Annotated in this window: 16 protein-coding genes and 1 other RNA gene; 5 read left to right on the top strand and 12 right to left on the bottom strand. The window is 65.6% G+C overall.

Annotated features, from left to right (window positions below):
- Nucleotides 1–146: 146 nt before the first annotated feature.
- From AC1PLS_RS16190 to AC1PLS_RS16180, 3 genes are all read right to left on the bottom strand, one after another.
- A complete protein-coding gene (locus tag AC1PLS_RS16190) occupies nt 147–2,858 on the bottom strand; it encodes a TonB-dependent receptor (RefSeq protein ID WP_481103855.1) in 2,712 nt (903 codons plus the stop codon).
- Nucleotides 2,859–2,987: 129 nt separating this feature from the next.
- Entirely contained in the window at nt 2,988–4,052 is a 1,065-nt protein-coding gene (locus tag AC1PLS_RS16185; RefSeq protein WP_184433636.1) for a phosphatidylinositol-specific phospholipase C1-like protein, read from the bottom strand.
- A 242-nt stretch (nt 4,053–4,294) separates the two neighbouring features.
- On the bottom strand, nt 4,295–6,253 hold the full coding sequence (locus tag AC1PLS_RS16180; protein WP_481103854.1) for an acetyl-CoA hydrolase/transferase C-terminal domain-containing protein: 1,959 nt from the start codon (nt 6,251–6,253) through the stop codon (nt 4,295–4,297).
- 152 nt (nt 6,254–6,405) lie between these two features.
- On the opposite strand from AC1PLS_RS16180, the gene AC1PLS_RS16175 reads away from it, so the two are divergent.
- From AC1PLS_RS16175 to AC1PLS_RS16160, 4 genes are all read left to right on the top strand, one after another.
- Nucleotides 6,406–6,774 carry a BlaI/MecI/CopY family transcriptional regulator gene (locus tag AC1PLS_RS16175; RefSeq protein ID WP_184433641.1) on the top strand — a complete coding sequence of 123 codons (369 nt, stop codon included), beginning with the start codon at nt 6,406–6,408 and terminating at the stop codon, nt 6,772–6,774.
- Entirely contained in the window at nt 6,764–8,056 is a 1,293-nt protein-coding gene (locus AC1PLS_RS16170) for a TonB family protein (protein WP_184433644.1), read from the top strand. Before AC1PLS_RS16175 ends, AC1PLS_RS16170 begins: the two co-directional genes overlap by 11 nt.
- Nucleotides 8,057–8,126: 70 nt before the next feature.
- Nucleotides 8,127–8,202: non-coding RNA, sX9 sRNA (locus AC1PLS_RS16165), on the top strand.
- A complete protein-coding gene (locus AC1PLS_RS16160; RefSeq protein ID WP_439655006.1) occupies nt 8,191–8,784 on the top strand; it encodes a hypothetical protein in 594 nt (197 codons plus the stop codon). Before AC1PLS_RS16165 ends, AC1PLS_RS16160 begins: the two co-directional genes overlap by 12 nt.
- A gap of 18 nt (nt 8,785–8,802) precedes the next feature.
- Here AC1PLS_RS16160 and AC1PLS_RS16155 read toward each other — a convergent pair whose 3' ends face one another.
- The 9 genes from AC1PLS_RS16155 to AC1PLS_RS16115 all read right to left on the bottom strand — a co-directional run bounded on the left by AC1PLS_RS16155 (nt 8,803) and on the right by AC1PLS_RS16115 (nt 15,465).
- Nucleotides 8,803–9,360 carry a flavin reductase family protein gene (locus tag AC1PLS_RS16155; protein WP_184379126.1) on the bottom strand — a complete coding sequence of 186 codons (558 nt, stop codon included), beginning with the start codon at nt 9,358–9,360 and terminating at the stop codon, nt 8,803–8,805.
- A gap of 46 nt (nt 9,361–9,406) precedes the next feature.
- Nucleotides 9,407–10,021, bottom strand: coding sequence for a molybdenum ABC transporter ATP-binding protein (modC, locus tag AC1PLS_RS16150; protein ID WP_016902262.1), 615 nt, complete (start codon nt 10,019–10,021; stop codon nt 9,407–9,409).
- Nucleotides 10,021–10,707 carry a molybdate ABC transporter permease subunit gene (modB, locus tag AC1PLS_RS16145; RefSeq protein WP_172454204.1) on the bottom strand — a complete coding sequence of 229 codons (687 nt, stop codon included), beginning with the start codon at nt 10,705–10,707 and terminating at the stop codon, nt 10,021–10,023. Before modB ends, modC begins: the two co-directional genes overlap by 1 nt.
- A gap of 15 nt (nt 10,708–10,722) precedes the next feature.
- A complete protein-coding gene (gene modA, locus AC1PLS_RS16140) occupies nt 10,723–11,499 on the bottom strand; it encodes a molybdate ABC transporter substrate-binding protein (RefSeq protein WP_102596950.1) in 777 nt (258 codons plus the stop codon).
- A 75-nt stretch (nt 11,500–11,574) separates the two neighbouring features.
- A complete protein-coding gene (locus AC1PLS_RS16135; protein WP_184433647.1) occupies nt 11,575–12,399 on the bottom strand; it encodes an MBL fold metallo-hydrolase in 825 nt (274 codons plus the stop codon).
- 13 nt (nt 12,400–12,412) lie between these two features.
- Nucleotides 12,413–13,345 (bottom strand): S1/P1 nuclease, encoded by a 933-nt coding sequence (locus tag AC1PLS_RS16130; RefSeq protein WP_260300146.1) that lies wholly within the window; start codon nt 13,343–13,345, stop codon nt 12,413–12,415.
- Nucleotides 13,317–13,931 (bottom strand): OmpW/AlkL family protein, encoded by a 615-nt coding sequence (locus tag AC1PLS_RS16125; protein WP_184433652.1) that lies wholly within the window; start codon nt 13,929–13,931, stop codon nt 13,317–13,319. The genes AC1PLS_RS16130 and AC1PLS_RS16125 overlap by 29 nt, the downstream gene beginning before the upstream one ends.
- 119 nt (nt 13,932–14,050) lie before the next feature.
- Nucleotides 14,051–14,674 carry an OmpW/AlkL family protein gene (locus AC1PLS_RS16120; protein ID WP_054592158.1) on the bottom strand — a complete coding sequence of 208 codons (624 nt, stop codon included), beginning with the start codon at nt 14,672–14,674 and terminating at the stop codon, nt 14,051–14,053.
- 278 nt (nt 14,675–14,952) lie between these two features.
- Complete coding sequence (locus tag AC1PLS_RS16115) at nt 14,953–15,465, bottom strand: SgcJ/EcaC family oxidoreductase (RefSeq protein WP_481103853.1); 513 nt, start codon at nt 15,463–15,465, stop codon at nt 14,953–14,955.
- Nucleotides 15,466–15,940: 475 nt separating this feature from the next.
- On the opposite strand from AC1PLS_RS16115, the gene gap reads away from it, so the two are divergent.
- Nucleotides 15,941–16,942, top strand: coding sequence for a type I glyceraldehyde-3-phosphate dehydrogenase (gene gap, locus AC1PLS_RS16110; RefSeq protein WP_024938165.1), 1,002 nt, complete (start codon nt 15,941–15,943; stop codon nt 16,940–16,942).
- Nucleotides 16,943–17,288: the final 346 nt, after the last annotated feature.

The raw sequence follows: 17,288 nt of genomic DNA, 5'->3' as shown, positions 1-17,288 counted from the left end.
CCTGCCACTTCTACCCGAGCGGCTGAGAGAGTTGTGCACCACGCCGTAATCGATCGCCTGCATGTCAATCAGGCGATCGATACGGAGTGGTGCAGACCCGGTCCCTGCAGCTGCAGACATGGCGCTGCAGCTGTGCAGGTCTGCCGTCAGTAGGTGTAGCCCAAGGTCAGCATGTACACCCGTCCGGTCTGTACATAGGCGCCGTCGGCGCCAGGGTCGTAGGCCATGTAGCGCTTTGACTTGCCCTGGGTTTCGTAGAACGTGGCGGCATTGAGCAGGTTCTTGGCCGACACACCGACATCGACGTGGGGCAGATGATAGGTCGCGGTGAAGTCCAGCGATTTGACCGGTTGCAGGTAATAGTTGAGCCGGTCGCTGGTCAGCCCCAGCAATTGCAGGCCCGTGTAGTTGTAGCTCAGGTCGGCGCGCAGGTGCGTATCGTCGTAGAACAGATCCAGGTTGTAGATACGCTCGGGTGCGCGTGGCAGCCAGGTCTTTTCCGGTTGGTCGCTGCGTCTGCTGTCTGCTTCGCTGTGCTGCAGGGTGAGGTTGGCGGTGACGCCGACGTTGCTCCACAGGCCCGGCAACTCCTGCAGGCGCTTGCTCGCTGCCAGCTCCAGTCCATAGAGCTTGGCGGTGCCGCCGTTCTGCGGCATGGTCACCGGCACGCCGTTTTCGAAGGTGGTGCCGGTCGGTACCAGCCCGCCCAGGGTGTTGTCGTTGCTGGTCGCCGATTGCGAGGTATAGATGAAGCCGGTGATGCGCTTGTAATAGGTCGATGCGCTGAGCACGCCGCCGCTGTGATCGTAGAACTCGGCGGAGAGATCGGCGTTGTCGGCCTTGCTCGGCTGCAGATCGGGATTGGGCCTGGAGATGCCGACCACCTTCTGGGTATCGTCGATGGTGTACACCGTCTCGCCGGAAATCAGGCCGAACGCCGGGCGGCTGAAACTGCGCCGCAACGAAGCCCGATACACGGTGAGATCATCCGGCCGATAGTTGATGCTGATGCCCGGCAGCACTTGCCCATAGGTGCTGCCGGTGCCGACGAAGCTGCCGGTGCTGCCATCGCCGCTGGATTGCCAGGATTCGGCCGCATAGCGTGTCAACTCGTAGCGCACGCCGGGCAGCACGCTCACCGAGCCGACATGCAGCGCGGCCATTGCATAACCGGAATAGATCGCCTCGGTGCTGGAGGTGGTGTTGGCGTTGTAGTCGTTGGCGGTATAGACGCCTGCGCCGTTGGGATCGTCGACGTACTTGTAGGGCAGCGCCTGCGCAAGCATCCAGTTGCGGTCCAGCAGCTTGAACGGGCCGGCGTAGCGGCCGTCGAAGGCGTGATAGGTGACGCGGCCCGGGATCGCGCTCAGTGGCGGCCCGCCTGCGGTGGGGAAGGCGTAATTGGGTCCGCCAAAATACGGCCCGTTGGTGACGAAGTTGCCGTCCTTGTGGAAGAACGGGTGATCGTAGGCGCCGCGGTCGGAGTGGTCGGCAGACAGGCCGAGCTTGACGCTGTCCAGTACGTCGCCGTCGACCTGGTAGGTGATATCGGTGTGCGCATTGATGCGGTTGTCGTGACTGCCGGCGTCGTGCCCCTGCACCTTCCACAGCAACGACGAATCCAGGTTGTAGAAAAAGTCCTGCAAGGCAGGCGTGCTTGGCGCGATGCTGGGATAGCGGGGGTTGCTGAGGTCGAAGGCGAAGCTGCCGGGCGTAAAGCCATACAGGCTTGCCGATACGTAGTCCGGGCGGCTGCGGGTGCCGCGACCGACCGAGCTGCCGTAGTCGAAGCGCAAGCGGCCCAGCGTGGTCTGGCCTCCCAATTGCAGCGTCGCCAGTTTTTCGTCGATATCGTGCGTATTGAAGTAGCCGCCACGCACGGCGGTGGGCTGGTTGCGATAGGTTTCCAGGCGCGCGCTGGATTGGTCCTGCTGCCCGGTGACACCGTAGCTGCCGTAGATCGCACGCGCGTACAGCGCGCTGTTGTCGCCTTGCCAATCCAGCGAGAGGTTGCCGCCGTAGCGTTCGATCTGGCTGGTGTAGAGGCTGTACTTGTAGCGGGTGCTGATCAACGGACCGACATCGCGCAGGTCGGTTGCAGTGGCGAGGGCGGGATCGGCCGGCACGTATTTGCTGTTGGGCGCCGGCGCCTGCGCCATGTTGTTGTTCCTGCCGTAATACGCCGATGCGTAGAGGCCGAAGGCATGGCCATCGCCAAACTTCCAGGCCAGCTCCTGCTGGAAGGTGCCGCCGCTGTCCTTGCCGCCCAGCTTCGAGGCCAGCGCATTGAACTGGCCCTGCGCGGTGCTCTTGGCGTAGACATCCTGGCCGAAGTCGAAGGCATTGGGCGTGCGCATGTCGATCGCGCCGCCGATCGCATCGCCGGGCATGTCGGGCGTTGGGGATTTGGACACCTGCACCGACTGGATGCCGAACGGCGCCAGCATGTTCAACGAGATTGCGCGCGTCGATGAATCGGTTTCCGGCATGCCGAAGCCGTTGAGCGTGTAGGCGTTGTAGCTGGCGTCCATGCCGCGAATGCTGACGTAGGCGTTTTCGCCGGTGGTGGCCTGGCCCAGATGCATGTCGCTGTATGCGGACAGGCCCGGCATGTGCGACACGACATCGGCGATGCCGCCCGAAGGGATCGCATCGATCTGCTGCTTGCTCATCACGCTGTTGACGCTGCTGGACAGGCGCTGTTCGTTGAGCGATCCCGGTGCGGCGGCGTGCTTGGCCTGCACGTTGACCGAATCCAGCGTGGTGGTGCCGAGCTCCGGCGTCTCGGCAAACGCCGGCGCGGACAGTGCCAGCGCGATGGCGCAGGTCAGGCGATGGGTGGTGCGTGGGGACTGCATGCAATGGCTCGCGTGGTTGGAGAAGATGGAGTGCCCCTTACTGCGGGTGCGGGTGTGCATCGCCGACGCCTTCCGTTGCGACAGGTCTGTGTGTGGTGCGGAGATTGCGACGACGGCAGTGACCCGGACTCAGTGCCTGAGGTCGTCGCCCTTGCAGTGCGCTTGCGCCAGCTGCGGATTGCAGCGTGCGACCGCATCGCCTTCGAAGCGCACCACGTAACCGTTGCCGGCCGGCTCATGTGGGGGGAAGTCGGTGCTGAGCAACTGCGCGCCGCTGGCCAGCATGCGGTCGCGGCGGGTGGTGTCGTGTTGCAGTGCTTCCTTCAGGTCGGCGTCGGTACGCGTGCGCACCAGGTAGCCGGCTTTCACCAATTGGGTGATCGTCTCGGCGGGGCCATCGTTGAGTTCGGTGAAGGCGGCATCGTCTTGGCCAGGCACGGCATTGGTGAAGCACACGCGTCCGCGCAGCGACGGATGCCCGCGCAGGTAGCTGGCACCGGCCGTGCGTTGGTCGAGCAGGAACACCACCTTGCCGCGTGCCTCGCTCAACGACGGCCAGCCATGCGCAAGCACTGCGGCGTTGAGCGTGGCTGCGTTGCCACGGACCTGATCGGGGCTGAGATACTCGCCGGGTCGAAACACCGAGCGCAGTTCGGCATCCAATGCATCCATCGTCGCCGGATCGAACGGCTCCGGCTGCACGGTCGGAAACGCCAGTTGCACCGGCGCCTGCTTGGTTTCCAGCAGGATGAAGATCGGCACATGTCCGGGGTGCTGCTTCGACCACGCACGCACTTCCTGCAGGCACGCGATCAAGGGCTGGCAGGTGCTGCGCTGGTCCACGTCCTGCACGTGCATGACCTTGAAGCCGGGTTTGCTCATCACTCCGGCCGGTGCGCCGGGCGGTGCGGGTGGCAAGCCGGCCTTGGCGATCTGCGCGACGCTGGCCGGGTGTGCGTAGCGACCACCGTTGGCGTCGGCGAAGACATCCAGTTCGAGTTGTCTGACGCCATCGTCCAGTTGTTGCCCCAGTGGCGGATGGCGGTAATCCAGTGCCGCGAACAGCTCCGGACTCAGTCGTTGCAGCAGTGTCGCTTCGCTGGGAGCGAAGCCGGCGTGGTAGCTGTTGTGGCTGCCGATGTATTGCAGATCGGTGAGGCGAGGCGCGGCATGCGCGGTCACGCCGGCCAGCATCAGCAGGCCAAGGAATGCAGCGCTACGTGTGTTGCTTCGCCTTGCGCGTGATGGCTTCGCTGTGCGGTCATCGCGTGGATTCACAGCCGAAACAACGAATAAGCAGCGCATGCAGCCAGGCCGGAAAGAAGGTGGTCGCCATCATCCGGGCCAAATTTGACGCAAGGCTTTCCGCCGTGTTGCCGTCGTGCGTCACAGTGCGAAAAACGCGCCATGGCATCGCTTTTCGCGACACCGGCGCGTCAGTGCACTCTGGTCTTTTGCAAGGCATACGCCAGCAGCCGTGCCTGCACCCGTTCGGCGATGCTGCGTGGCGCATCCAGCGCCATCCGTTGCAGACCGGCGGCTTCGTATGCATCGCCGCTCTCGCGTGACAGCAGTGCGCGCCAGACGGTCATCAGCTTTGCGCTATTGCCGGCGGTGGCGCGTTTGAGCCAGCTCAGGGCGCGCAGCAGGTGTTGCTCGACCTCGGTGAAGTCGCTGCCGAGCGGGTAGTCGGGCAGGCTGCCATCGCGGCGGAACGGCGCCAGCGCCTGTTCCAGTGCCTGCGGCGTGTTGCGTTGCGCACGCGCAGGCAGTGCAGGGTCGCCACGTAGCTTGCGCGATGCCTTGGCGGTTGCCAGCAACGCGTCCTGGAAGCGTGCATCGCAGATGCCGGCCATCGCCAGCACGCAATCCTGATCGGTTTGGTGGCGCAGGTCGGCGATGCCGTACTCGGTGATGTACAGATCGCGCAGATGGCGCGGAATGGTGGTGTGCCCGTAGTTCCAGCGCACATTGCTCGCTGCGTGTGCACCGGCATCGCGCGTGGCCCGCAGCATCAACGCGCTGCGCGCCTGCGGCAAGGCATGCGCCATCGCCACGAAGTTGTACTGGCCGCCCACGCCGGAAACCACACGGCCATCTTCCAGCCCGTCGGACACCGCCGCGCCGAGCGCGGTGGCCATCATGCAGGAGTTGAAGAAGCGCGCATCGCGGCGTTGCAGCCGCTCCAGCGCTTCGTTGCCGCCATACAGCTGGTTGATCTCGCTGATGCGACGCATGCCGATGGCATCGCGCGTGTCCGCATCCAGCTCGCGTAGCCACTGGTAGAAATCCGGCGAGCCGAGATAGAACGCCCCATGCAGAAACTCGCCTTCGCGGGCCAGGCGCGCGTGATCGGCCGCATCGGCGCTGCCGTCGGCGATGCGCTGCATCAGCGCCAGATCATCGTGCACCTTGCGGCGGATCACGCCGCTGTCCACCAACTGCTTGAACCCTTCGTTGAGCATTTCGCTGCAGCCGTACAGGCCGATCTCGAACGGCGCCAGGCCACCGCTGGCGCGCACCGCAGGATGCTGTTCCAGTTCCGGGTCCAGCGCCTGCAGCACGCGCCGATAGGTGGCGTTGTCGGTATGTCGCAGTACCAGCGCATGGCTCAGCGCATCGGCCAGGGTGCCGATGCCGATCTGCAAGGTGCCGCCATCGCGGACCAGCGCGCTGGCATACAGACCGATGGCGTAGTCGACGCTGTTGACCGGCTGCCTGGGCAACCCGAACAGGCGCGGCGACGGACCGGGCAGGTCGATCACCAGATCGAAGAACGCCTCCTCCACTGCCGCGGTTCCGCCGATCCACGGCAGTTGCGTGTCCACTTCCGCAACCAGCATGGGGCGCGGCAGGCCGAGCGCCTGCACCGCATCCAGCGTGTCCTGGGTGATGTCGTTGTTGCACGACAACGACAGCCGCGTGCCGCCCGGTTCGCGCGCCACCTTCTGCACGATCAGGTTCGGTGCGCGCTGCGCCACCGCCGCAGCAGCGTGGGTGTAGTTGAGGCTCGTGTAGTTGGCCTGCGCCTGGGTGGAGTGCAGCAGCCCGCCGGACTGCGTGTAGAACTCTTCCACCTGCACATGCGCCGGCAGCGCATCGCGCAGCATGTCATCGACATAGGTAAGACGCGGGAAATCCTCGCCAAAATGGCGCGCGATGAACGGCGCCGCAAAGCGTGCCTCCAGTCCCGCGCCGGGCCTGGGCGGATTGAGCGACAGCGCCGTGTACAGCGCCAGTGGCCGGGTCGGCGTGTGCTTGAGCTGCGCATACAACGCGTTCAACAACCGGTGCGGCTTGCCGATGCCCAACGGCGCTCCGACGCGCAGCGGGCCATCGAGGCGTTGCAGGATGTGCGCAACCGCGCCGGGCAGGTCGGTAAGGTGTTCGGTCATCGGTGCAGGGTAGCCGAGGCGATGGCGGGGCAGGTATCTGGATCGCCGACAAGGCCTGGTCTGCGCATGCATTTCCCGCAAGGCAATCGAAAACGCGCTTGACAGGGACAAGATTTACATGCGTAATCGATAAAAATTACGGATGTAATCGCATGTCGATCAGTGACGCCGAAGCGTTTGTGATGCAGGTGCTCTGGGATGCGGCGCCACGCAGCGCCGACGAGGTGGTCGCCGCGCTGGCAGGCCGCAGCGACTGGGCCGAGCCCACCGTCAAGACCTTGCTCAACCGCCTGCTCGGCAAGGGCGCCATCCGTGCCGAGAAGCAAGGGCGACGCTATCTCTATTCGCCGGTGCTGGCGCGCGAGCAGTGGGTGCAGCAACAGAGCGAGGGATTGCTGCAGCGCCTGTTCGGCGGACGGGTGGCGCCACTGGTGGCGCACTTCAGCGAGCGCGGAAAACTCAGCGCATCCGATATCGCGGAACTGAAACAACTGCTCAAGGAGCTGGACGATGAACACTGAGGCCTGGGTCCTGTTGTCCCGCGCAACGCTGTACACCACCGCTGCGCTGCTGGTCTGCCTGCTCCTGCGTCGCCCGCTGCGCAAGCGGTCGGGTGCAGGCGCGGCGTATGCGATCTGGTCCTGCGTCCCGCTGGCGCTGGTGGCGGCCTTGTTGCCCGGCCCGTCTCTGGGCATCGCGGTGCCAGGATTTCCGGCGCTGACCGCCATGCCTGCGCTCTCCAGCGTGCATGGCGAAGGTCGTGCGTGGGCAACATGGCTGGCAGCAGCGTGGCTGGGCGGCGCGGTGGTGATGGCGATCGGATTGTGGACGCGGCAACGGCGTTTCATGCGCAGCCTGGGGACGTTGCACCGGCTCGACGACCGGCTCTGGTCGGCCGCGCGCGATGCCGGTCTTCCTGCATCGTTGGGACTCTGGCGTCCGCGCATCGTGCTGCCGGCGGATTTCAGTGAGCGCTACAACGCCGATGAGCGCGCCCTGATCCTGGCGCATGAGCGCATGCATCTGCGCCGCGGCGACCTGCATGCCAACCTGCTGGCGGCGCTGATGCTCTGCATCGGCTGGTTCAACCCGCTGATGCATCTGGCCTGGCGTGCGTTCCGGCTGGATCAGGAGCTGGCCTGCGATGCGGCCGTGCTGGCGCAACATCCGGGCAAGCGCCGCAGTTACGCCACCGCCATGCTGAAGACCCAGCTTGGACGCGACTTTACGCCGCTCGCCTGTCATTGGGCTGCATCGCATCCGTTGGCGCAGCGGATCGCGGCGCTGCGCGGTTCCCCCGTTGCTGCCGGGCGTGCGCGCTGGCGCGTGGCGATGGTCCTGCTGCTGGCGGCGACGATCAGTACAGCCGCCTGGGCGCTGCAGCCGGCACGCATTGCGTTAGCGGCACAACCGGCGCTGGCGGCCGGCAACGCGGTGGATTTCGCCACGATGCAACCGCCGAGATATCCGGCAGCCGCGTTTGACGGCGGTATCGAGGGCTTTGTCGAACTGCAGATCGACATCGACCCTGGCGGCGTGCCGCAGCATATCGACGTCGTGCAGAGCAGGCCGGCCGGCGTGTTCGATCAAGCGGTGCTGGAGGCAGCGCGCCAGTGGCGGCTGAAACCTGTTTATGCACATGGCAAGCCGATTGCTTCCACGGTGCGCGTGCCGGTGAAGTTCGAACTGGATGGGCCGGAGCAAACGTCTACCGATGCCGCCGCCGCGCGCTCGGAGGCGCCAGCGTCCAACCGCCTTGCCGGTTGTGCTTCAGCGGGCTGCGCAAGGCGGGAGAGGCCGTGATGCAATCCAGGGCAACCAGCAAAACGACTGCACAACTGCCAGGCGAGCGCGCCCGGTGCCAGGGATTGGCATGTGCCGCTCGTACACGCCGGTTCCTGCGCGCTGGCCACGCCCACCCGACAACTGCTCGCCACGTGTTGTCGGCCGTCCTTGCGCCGACCTGCGCCGCAATCCTGGCGCTGTCGCTTGGCGCATGTGCAACGCAAGGGGTGCAGGAACAGCAGCGCAGCCAGCGCGAAGATTCGGTGGACCAGCGCATGCTGAGCGCGCAACCGGGTGGCAATGGTGGCGGCTCCATCCAGTCTTACACGTTGGCGCCAGCACAGCGCTTTTGCATGCCGCGCGCGCTGCGCAGCGATGCGCCGGTGCTGCCGGCCGATTCGCCGCGGCAGAGCTTGCCGCCGACCACCGTGTGCGCGCATGTGATCCTGACCGCCGACGGCGCGGTACAGCGCGTCGACCCCATGTCCGATCGCGACGAATGTGCGGCCGGTCTGCTGCCGGACAATGCCGATCTGGTGCAGTCGGTGCGTACCACGGTGCAGCAATGGCAGTTCGTTCCGGCCGCGCTGTGCACGTTTGCCGCAGGTGTGGCGCAGCCGGCCGCGCTGGACGATTGCAGCGGCGCCATTAGCCAGCAGCCGGTACCGGTGACGCTGTCGTTCGCGTTCACCTTCGAAGTGCGGCAAGGCAAGGTCAGCGTGCGTACCGGCAAGGTGGCGCGTTGAGCGCGCGCATCGCGGCGATCAGAGCATGTCGGGTGCGAACAGGTGCCGCCGCGAGACTTCGTCGCCGGACAGCATGAAGCGGCCATCGCCGCGGTAATGCACCGTCCTGGGAAGCGCGGGCCGCTTGGCCACCTGCGCACTCACCACTTCCCAGACAAAGAGCGCGTGGCGGTTGATCTGCCGGCCGTCGTGCAGGCGGCATTCGAAACTGGCGTAGCACTCGGCGATGGCCGGCGCTGCGACCCGTTGGCCGGGCACGGCGGTCAGCCCGAAGTGGTCGAACTTGTCGATCTGTGCACCGCTGCTGTTGCCAATGCCAATTACGGTGTCGAGCAGCTCGGCCGTCGGCAGGTTGATCACGCATTGCTTGCTGCGCCGGACCAGTTCGAAACTGTGGTTGCCGGGGGCGATGCAGCACGCGATCAGCGAGGGCGAAAACTCCAGCACCATATGCCAGCCCATGGTCATGATGTCGCGCTGGCCCTTGTAGGCCGAGCTCACCAGCACCACCGGCCCCGGTTCCAGGAAGCGGCGCGCCTGCTCCACCGGGAATGCGTGCTTTCGATACTGTTTCATGGACACGCCAGCTGGTTGAATGCGGTGATCACCGGTGCCGATGCGCTCATTCCAGCACATGCACGCTATCGGCGATGCGCTGCACTTCGTCGGGATTGTGGCTGACATACAGCATCGGCAGACGGATCTCGTCGCGCACGCGTTGCAGGTAGGGAATCAGTTCTTCGCGGCGCGCCTGATCCAGTGCCGACAAGGGCTCGTCGAACAACAGGATCGCCGGTTGCGACAACAAGGCGCGGCCGATCGCCACGCGCTGCGCTTCGCCCCCAGACAGATTGCGCGGCCGGCGTTGCAGTAACGGCCCAATCCCCAACAGCGCCACCACGTCGTCGAAACCGAATGGCGCCGTGCCGCGCGCATGCCGGCCGTAACGCAGATTGCGGCGCACATCCAGATGCGGGAACAGCCGCGCATCCTGGAACACGTAGCCGATCCTGCGCTTGTGCGTGGGCAGGTTGATGCCTTGCCGGGCGTCGTACAGGCAGCGCCCGTCGATGCGGATATGCCCGGCCTGCGGCTGCACCAGCCCGGCGATGGCATTGAGCACCGTGGTCTTGCCCGCACCGGAAGGACCGACCAGGGCCACCACCCGCGCCTGGTCCTGGATGTGGAGATGCCGCTGGAAGTTGCCGCGCTGCAGTTGCAGGTCGATATCGAGCATCAGCCGTCCTCGCGCGGATGCGGCCTGCGCACCAGCCACTCGGACAGCAGCAGCGCCGCCAGCGAGATCGCCAACGCAACGCCGGCCAGCCGCCACACGCCCGATTCCATGCCCGGCACCTGCATCAGCCCGTAGATGGCCGACGACAAGGTCTGGGTTTCGCCAGGAATATTGGACACGAAGGTGATGGTCGCGCCGAATTCGCCCAAGGCCTTGGCGAATGCCAGCACCATGCCGGCGACCAGGCCCGGCCAGGCCAGCGGCAAGGTAATGCTGAAGAACACCCGCCATGGGCCCGCACCGAGCGTGGCGGCGGCTGCTTCAAGACGGCGGTCGGTCGCTTCGATGGACAGGCGGATCGCGCGCACCATCAACGGAAATCCCATCACCGCGCATGCCAGCGCCGCGCCGGTCCAGCGGAACGCGAACTGGATACCGAGATGTTCCAGCAACCAGCTGCCGACCGGCCCCTGCGTGCCCAGCACCACCAGCAGCGCATAACCGGTCACCACTGGCGGCATCACCAGCGGCAGATGCAGCAGGGCATCCAGCAGCGCCTTGCCCGGAAAGCGCCGCCGCGCCAGCAGCCAGCCGCAGGCGATGCCCGGCGGCAGGCTGGCGATGGCCGCAACGATGGCGACCTTGAGACTCAGGCCGATCGCGGTCAGCTCCTGCGGGGTGAACATCGACAACGGCGCGCCTCAATCCTGCAACGAAAAGCCACGGCGAACGAAGATCGCCCTGGCCGGCTTGCTGCCCAGCCATTGCACGAACGCGGCCGTGCCGGCATTGCTGCTGTTCTTCAACGCAGCCACCGGATACACGATGGCATCGTGGCTATCGGCGGGAAAGGTGGCGACCACGCGGACCTTGGGTTCGGCGCGTGCATCCGAGCCGTACACGATGCCCAGCGGCGCTTCGCCGCGCGAGACCAGCATCAATGCGGCGCGCACGCTTTCCGACTCGGCCAGGCGATTGCTTACTCCATCCCACTGACCGAGTTTGCGCAGCGCTGCGGCGGCATACTTGCCGGCCGGCACGCTGTTGGTCTGGCCAACCGCCAACCGACCGCTGTCACCGAGCGCCTTGGCAATCGCGCCGGGCTGGCGCGGATCCACGCGCAGCTTGCTGGTGGCCGGGGCGATCAACACCAGGGTATTGCCGAGCAGGTTGTGACGCTGCGCCGGCACGACCAGGCCGCGTTGCTGCAGATAGTCCATCCATTCCAGGTCGGCCGAAAAGAACACGTCCGCCGGTGCGCCTTGCTCGATCTGGCGCGCCAGTGCTGAGCTGGCGGCGTAGGAGACGCGCACCGGCGTGCCGGTCGCCTTTTCGTAAGCGGCCGCGGCCTCGTCCATGGATTCCTTCAGGCTTGCTGCAGCAAACACCGTCACCGGCGCGCTCTGCGCAGTGGCCAGGACGGGCAGGGCAAGCATCAGCACGCAGAACGCGCGCTGCCAGAAACCGATCGTGCGCATGGGAAGCTCCAGCAAGGTCAGGCAGCGATCATAGCGGCTGTGCATCATGCGCCGCGTGGTGGCGACGCTGGCGCGTCAGCCAAGCACGCCGTCGCAGCGGCCGGCCTGCAGATTGGTCTGCAATGCCTGCCGGATCAGCCTGGGCTCGGACAGCGTGGCATCGCGGGCCTGGCGCTGCGCCACGAATGCATCGATCTCCACGCCGTCGCGCACGTGGATATTGCTGCGCCGCTGCTCGCCGATGCTGGTCTGGTACGCCACCTCACGGCCGCCCGGGCCGTAGTCGTGGCAGACGAACACGCGCGTGTCCGCCGGCAGCGCGTACATGCGCTGGATCGAGGCGAACAGTTGCCGTGCATCGCCGCCGGGGAAATCGCAGCGTGCGGTGCCGGCGTCCGGCATGAACAACGAATCGCCGGGGAACAGCGCATCGCCGATCAGGTACGCGATGCTGTCGCTGGTATGCCCGGGCACCGCGATGACACGTACCTGCAGCGTGCCAAGCTCGAAGCGCTCGTCATCGGCGAACAGGTGATCGAACTGCGAGCCGTCGGCACGGAAGTCGTCCGGTAACGCACAACGTGGCGCAAGCGTCTGCTGCACATCGCGGATGCCGTCACCGATGCCGATGAGTGCCTGTGGCCAGTGCTGCTTCAGCCACTGCGCGGCAGACAGGTGATCGGCATGCGCATGGGTTTCCAGCAGCCACTGCACCTGCCAGCCGTGGTGGGTGACGGCATCGACGATGGCTTGCGCGGCGCGCGTGCCGACCTGGCTGGTGTCGGCCGCATAGTCCAGCGCCGGATCGATCACCGCTGCCGCGCCGGTCGCCGCGTCGGCGACCACATAGGTGAAGGTGTTGCTGTCGGCGTGAAAGAACGCAAGCACCTCGGGCTGCATCGGCGTCTCCATCTCAGGGCGCGGCCAGCGCCGCATTGAGCACGGCGGCCAGTCGGTCGCCGGCCTCGCGCAATTGGGTCTCGGCAAGCGGACGATAGGTCGCGATGTAGTCGTCCGGCAATACGTGCTTGCTCGGATAGACGCCGGGCGTGACCGCGATCTTGCAGGAGGCCTGCGCCCATGCCGCAGCCGGCGGTGGCAGCACCGGCGATGTCGCAGCGGTCGCCGGCAACGCCAGCAGGCGTTGCAGATACGCATCGTCATCAAGATGGCGGTCGTTGAGCATGCCGCTGTCCCACAGCGCATGCAGGTTGCTGCCCTTGCCGGCGACCTGCAGCTGAAATTCATTGCCGCCCTTGTCGTACGCGTAGCCGGCATGCATCGGCTGATGGATGTCGCCGACAAAATGCACCACGAACTTCAGGGCCTGCCGGCGCACGTCCAGCGGCTGGCTGCGGTCGGCAAGCAGCGCGGTCTGCCGGTCGAGCGCGGCGATCACGCAGTTGCCGTCCGGGCAGTCGCGCGGCGGCGCATACGTGCAGTCATGCTCGCCAAGATTGACGTAGTGCCAGGGCCCGGAGCGCTTGCCCAGCTCCGGGTCGTGCTCGCGCAGCTCGTCGGCCCAGCTGGCGACACCGGCCAATGTCGGGGTGGCTTCGCCCTTGAGCAGTTGCGCCACCTGCGCTTGCGCCTGCGGGCTCAGTTCGGTCTCGGCAATGCGCGCCACCAGGCGGTGGCCTTGCGGCCCCCAGGCGAACGCGCTGATGGGCTGAAGGGCCGCGACCACGGTTGCGGCAAGAAGGAGGATGCGAGGAGAGAAGGTCTTCATCCGGCAATTGTACGCATCGGTCCGGGACGGTTTGATGGCCGTCCCCGGTCGAACACAGCCACGGCTCAGCGTGGCGTCTGCGGCATGCTCAGAAGTACACCAGGTACGACACGCCATAGGTCAGCGGATCGATCCGCGCCTTGCCCAGCCGGCTGCCATTGAAGTCGACGTTGCTGCGCGAATTCGTCCAGCGTGCATCCACCCGCAGGCCGCTGCGATCGTTGAAGATGAAGTCCACACCGACATGCGCGGTGGCGCCCACCGAGTCGTCGAAGCTCAGGTCGCCATTGCCGAAGGCGTCATCGACGTCCTCACCGACAAACGTGGTGTAGTTGATGCCGACACCCACGAACGGCGACACCGTGCCGTAGCCATTGATGTGGTACTGCAACAGCACGCTCGGCGGCACCGACCAGTAGCTGCCCACCTTGCCGACACCCTCGAGCTCCAGATCGTGCTTGCCCGACACCGCGGCATGCACCTCGATGCCGAGGTTGTTGCGCAGGAAGTATTCGTAGGTGAACGACAGCGCCGGGGCGCCCTTGATCTCGGCACGCGTGCCACCGAAGCTGCCGCTGTCGGACTTGGGCGAGACATAGCCGGCGCCGTAGCCCGTGGTCCAGTGGCCGGCCGATTGTGCAAGGGCGGGCGTGGCCGAGGCGGCCAGTGCGATGGCGAGGGCGGTACGGATCAGCATGCTCATGGAATCCCCGGATAGGTCGGACAGGCGGTCGACGTGACCAACCTGTCCGCAACTCCGGCGGTGGATTCACGTCCCTGGACGCCAAGTGTGCCAGAGATGCATCGCGCACGCTGCCGGGCTCAGAAGCGGTGCACGTAGGCCACCCCGTAGACCAGCGGGTCGATGTTGACCGTGCCGATGCGGTTGCCGTCGAGACGCGCTTCGGTGTCGATGTCGATCCAGCGCAGGTTTACCCGCAGCGCGCCGCGGTCGCTGAGCTTGTAGTCCACGCCCGCGTGCAGGGCCAGGCCCCAGGAATCGTCCAGTTCCAGCTCGCTGCCGGCCAGCGCGCCGCGCGTGTCGGTGCTGAAGAAACGGGTGTAGTTGATGCCCGCGCCAACGAACGGCGAGAGCCTGCCCTGGCTGTTGAAGTGGTACTGCAGCGAGATCACCGGCGGCAGATGCTTGGTGCTGCCGACACGCCCCAGGCCACGGAGCGCGATGTCGTGCTCGAACGGCAGCGCAGCCAGTATTTCGATGCCCAGGTTGTCGGCGATGAAGTATTCGGCGGTGAAGGTCGGCTTGATGTCCTTGCCGACGTCCGCCTCGAGCGTGCCGCCGACCAGGCGGCCGTTATCGGACTTGGGAGCGACCTGATGGGCACCGACGGCAACGGTCCAGTCGCCTTTGGATTGAGCCAGTGCGGGGACGCTGGCGAAGCTGGCGGCCAGGCCGGCGAGCAGAAGGGTAGAGCGCATGCGCATGGAAACTCTCGTTGTGTGCAGGGGATGGGTGAAGTCTTGATGGTTTGCCCGCTGGATGCCTTGATCCTGATCAATCCATCCGCGCAGGGACGCTGTGGGTCATGCGCAGATACGAGCAGGCACCGGCAGCGGCAGCAGCGATCTGCGCCATGCCGGTGATCGCACCGGCGCATTGTGCAACGCGATGCGCCTGGCGCAGGCGGCGGCGGGGGAGGAGCGCCGCCGTCTGGGTGCGCGGTGGAGCAGTTAGCGAGCCGGTGGCTGCAGCGCTGGCGCACTTACTTGACCTGGGCGAGCGTGGGCGCATCCACTTCCGGCATCGCCGAGCTGTGGTGGTTGATGATCAGCCACTTGTCGTCGCGCTTTTCGTACACGAAGGTGTAGCGCGCCTGCACCTTGCTCTTCTTGCCGTCCTTGTCAGTCAGCGTGAAGGTGTAGACACCGGCATCCACCGCGCTGTCGTCATCGAGCACGCGCACGGTGCGGTAGTTGACGACGCCTTGCGGCTTCTTGGTCAGGAACATCTCGAAGTACTTTTCGATCTGCGCACGCGAGGCGCGCACTTCGTTGGAGACGGTCGGCAGCAACACGCCGTCCGGCGCGTACAGGTCGGCCACCTTGTGCGGGTTGCCGGTGGCCAGCGCCGCGTTCCAGGTGTCGAACAGCGCAGCGACTTCGCGCGCTTCACCATCGGCGGGCAGCGCGGCCTTGTCGGTGTAGTGCATCACGCCGCCAGCCAGCGCCGGGGTGGCGGCCAGGGCCAGAACCAGAGAGAGAAGGGTGCGACGCATGGGGAATCTCCGTTGTGATAGATGGGTGCCTCAGCAGGCAGGGGCCAGTATCGAAATCCACGGAGCGCCGAAATTCCGCTGTTCGGCATATGCCTCGATACGCCTTTCAGCGTATCGACGTCAAAAGTAAGTGATTGAATTAGATTGGATATATCGAAAAATAAAGCGTGGTTTCGATTGCCGCGTCCGTGCCGCTCCTAAGATCGTCGCGGGCCCTCGAGTCAGGCAGGCGTCAGCCCATACAGATCGCGCCGGCATCGCCGAGCTCATTACCGTGTCAATTGACGGTACCCACACAGCGTGCCCACCTTCCGATTCCCGATTCCCGATTCCCCACCACGCATGCACCAAGGCACAACGTCCTAGCGCCACATGCTGCAGCGCTGGCCGCAGCACGGCTGCACGAGTGCGACGCTGCTAGAATGGCGGTCCCTTTCCATCCGCCGCGCCATCGCGGCCGCAGGAGCTAGTGAACATGGCAATCAAGGTTGGCATCAACGGATTCGGTCGCATCGGCCGCAACGTGCTGCGCTCTGCGGTGCAGAACTTCGCCAATGACATCGAGATCGTGGCCATCAATGACCTGCTCGAGCCCGATTACCTCGCCTACATGCTGCAGTACGACTCGGTGCATGGCCGCTTCAAGGCCGATGTGTCGGTCGACGGCAACACGCTGATCGTCAACGGCAACAAGATCCGCCTGACCCAGGAACGCGACCCGGCCAACCTCAAGTGGGATGCAGTCGGCGCCGACGTGGTGATCGAGTCCACCGGCCTGTTCCTGACCAAGGAAACCGCGCAGAAGCATCTCGACGCGGGCGCCAAGAAGGTGATCCTGTCGGCACCGTCCAAGGACGACACGCCGATGTTCGTGTTCGGCGTCAACGACAACACCTACAAGGGTGAAGCGATCGTCTCCAACGCCTCGTGCACCACCAACTGCCTGGCGCCGTTGGCCAAGGTGATCAACGACAAGTGGGGCATCAAGCGCGGCCTGATGACCACCGTGCACGCGGCCACGGCGACACAGAAGACCGTGGACGGCCCGTCGAACAAGGATTGGCGCGGTGGACGCGGCATCCTGGAGAACATCATCCCGTCCTCCACCGGTGCCGCCAAGGCCGTGGGCGTGGTGATCCCCGAGCTCAACAAGAAGCTGACCGGCATGAGCTTCCGCGTGCCGACCTCGGACGTGTCGGTGGTCGACCTCACCGTCGAACTTGAAAAGCCGGCCACCTACGCCGAGATCTGCGCCGAAGTGAAGGCGCAGAGCGAAGGCGCCTTGAAGGGCGTGCTGGGTTACACCGAAGACAAGGTCGTGGCCACCGACTTCCGCGGCGAAACCTGCACCTCGGTGTTCGACGCCGACGCCGGCATCGCGCTGGACTCGACCTTCGTCAAGCTGGTGTCCTGGTACGACAACGAGTGGGGCTATTCCAACAAGTGCCTGGAAATGGTGCGGGTTGTCGCGAAGTAAACCTTCGCGCCGCTCGGTCGAAGAACCCCGGCTGGTCCGGGGTTTTTTATGCGTGCTGTAGCGCCTTGAAGCGTGCCGCCGGGCAGGAATGGATAGAGTGGGGCCGTGCATCCTCTGCGCGATCACGCGACGTGGCGTATGTAGTGCGCGCGATCGGTCGATGACCAGACGATCCGGGGGCGTTGCTGCTGGCGGGAGTGCCGGCTGACGACTTGGTCAGGCGCGCCGGTAGGCGGTGTCCTCGGCCCAACCACTCCAGGAGTGGCCAACAAAAACGGCTGCGTGTCCGCCCGGCGCCTTCACCCACCCGACGACCACTCGCTACGTTTGTTATGCCTGCGACTTT

The organism is Xanthomonas sp. NCPPB 3218 (assembly GCF_056725185.1).
Note: the sequence above shows the minus strand (reverse complement) of the source record. Positions and strands in the feature narration are given on the sequence as shown.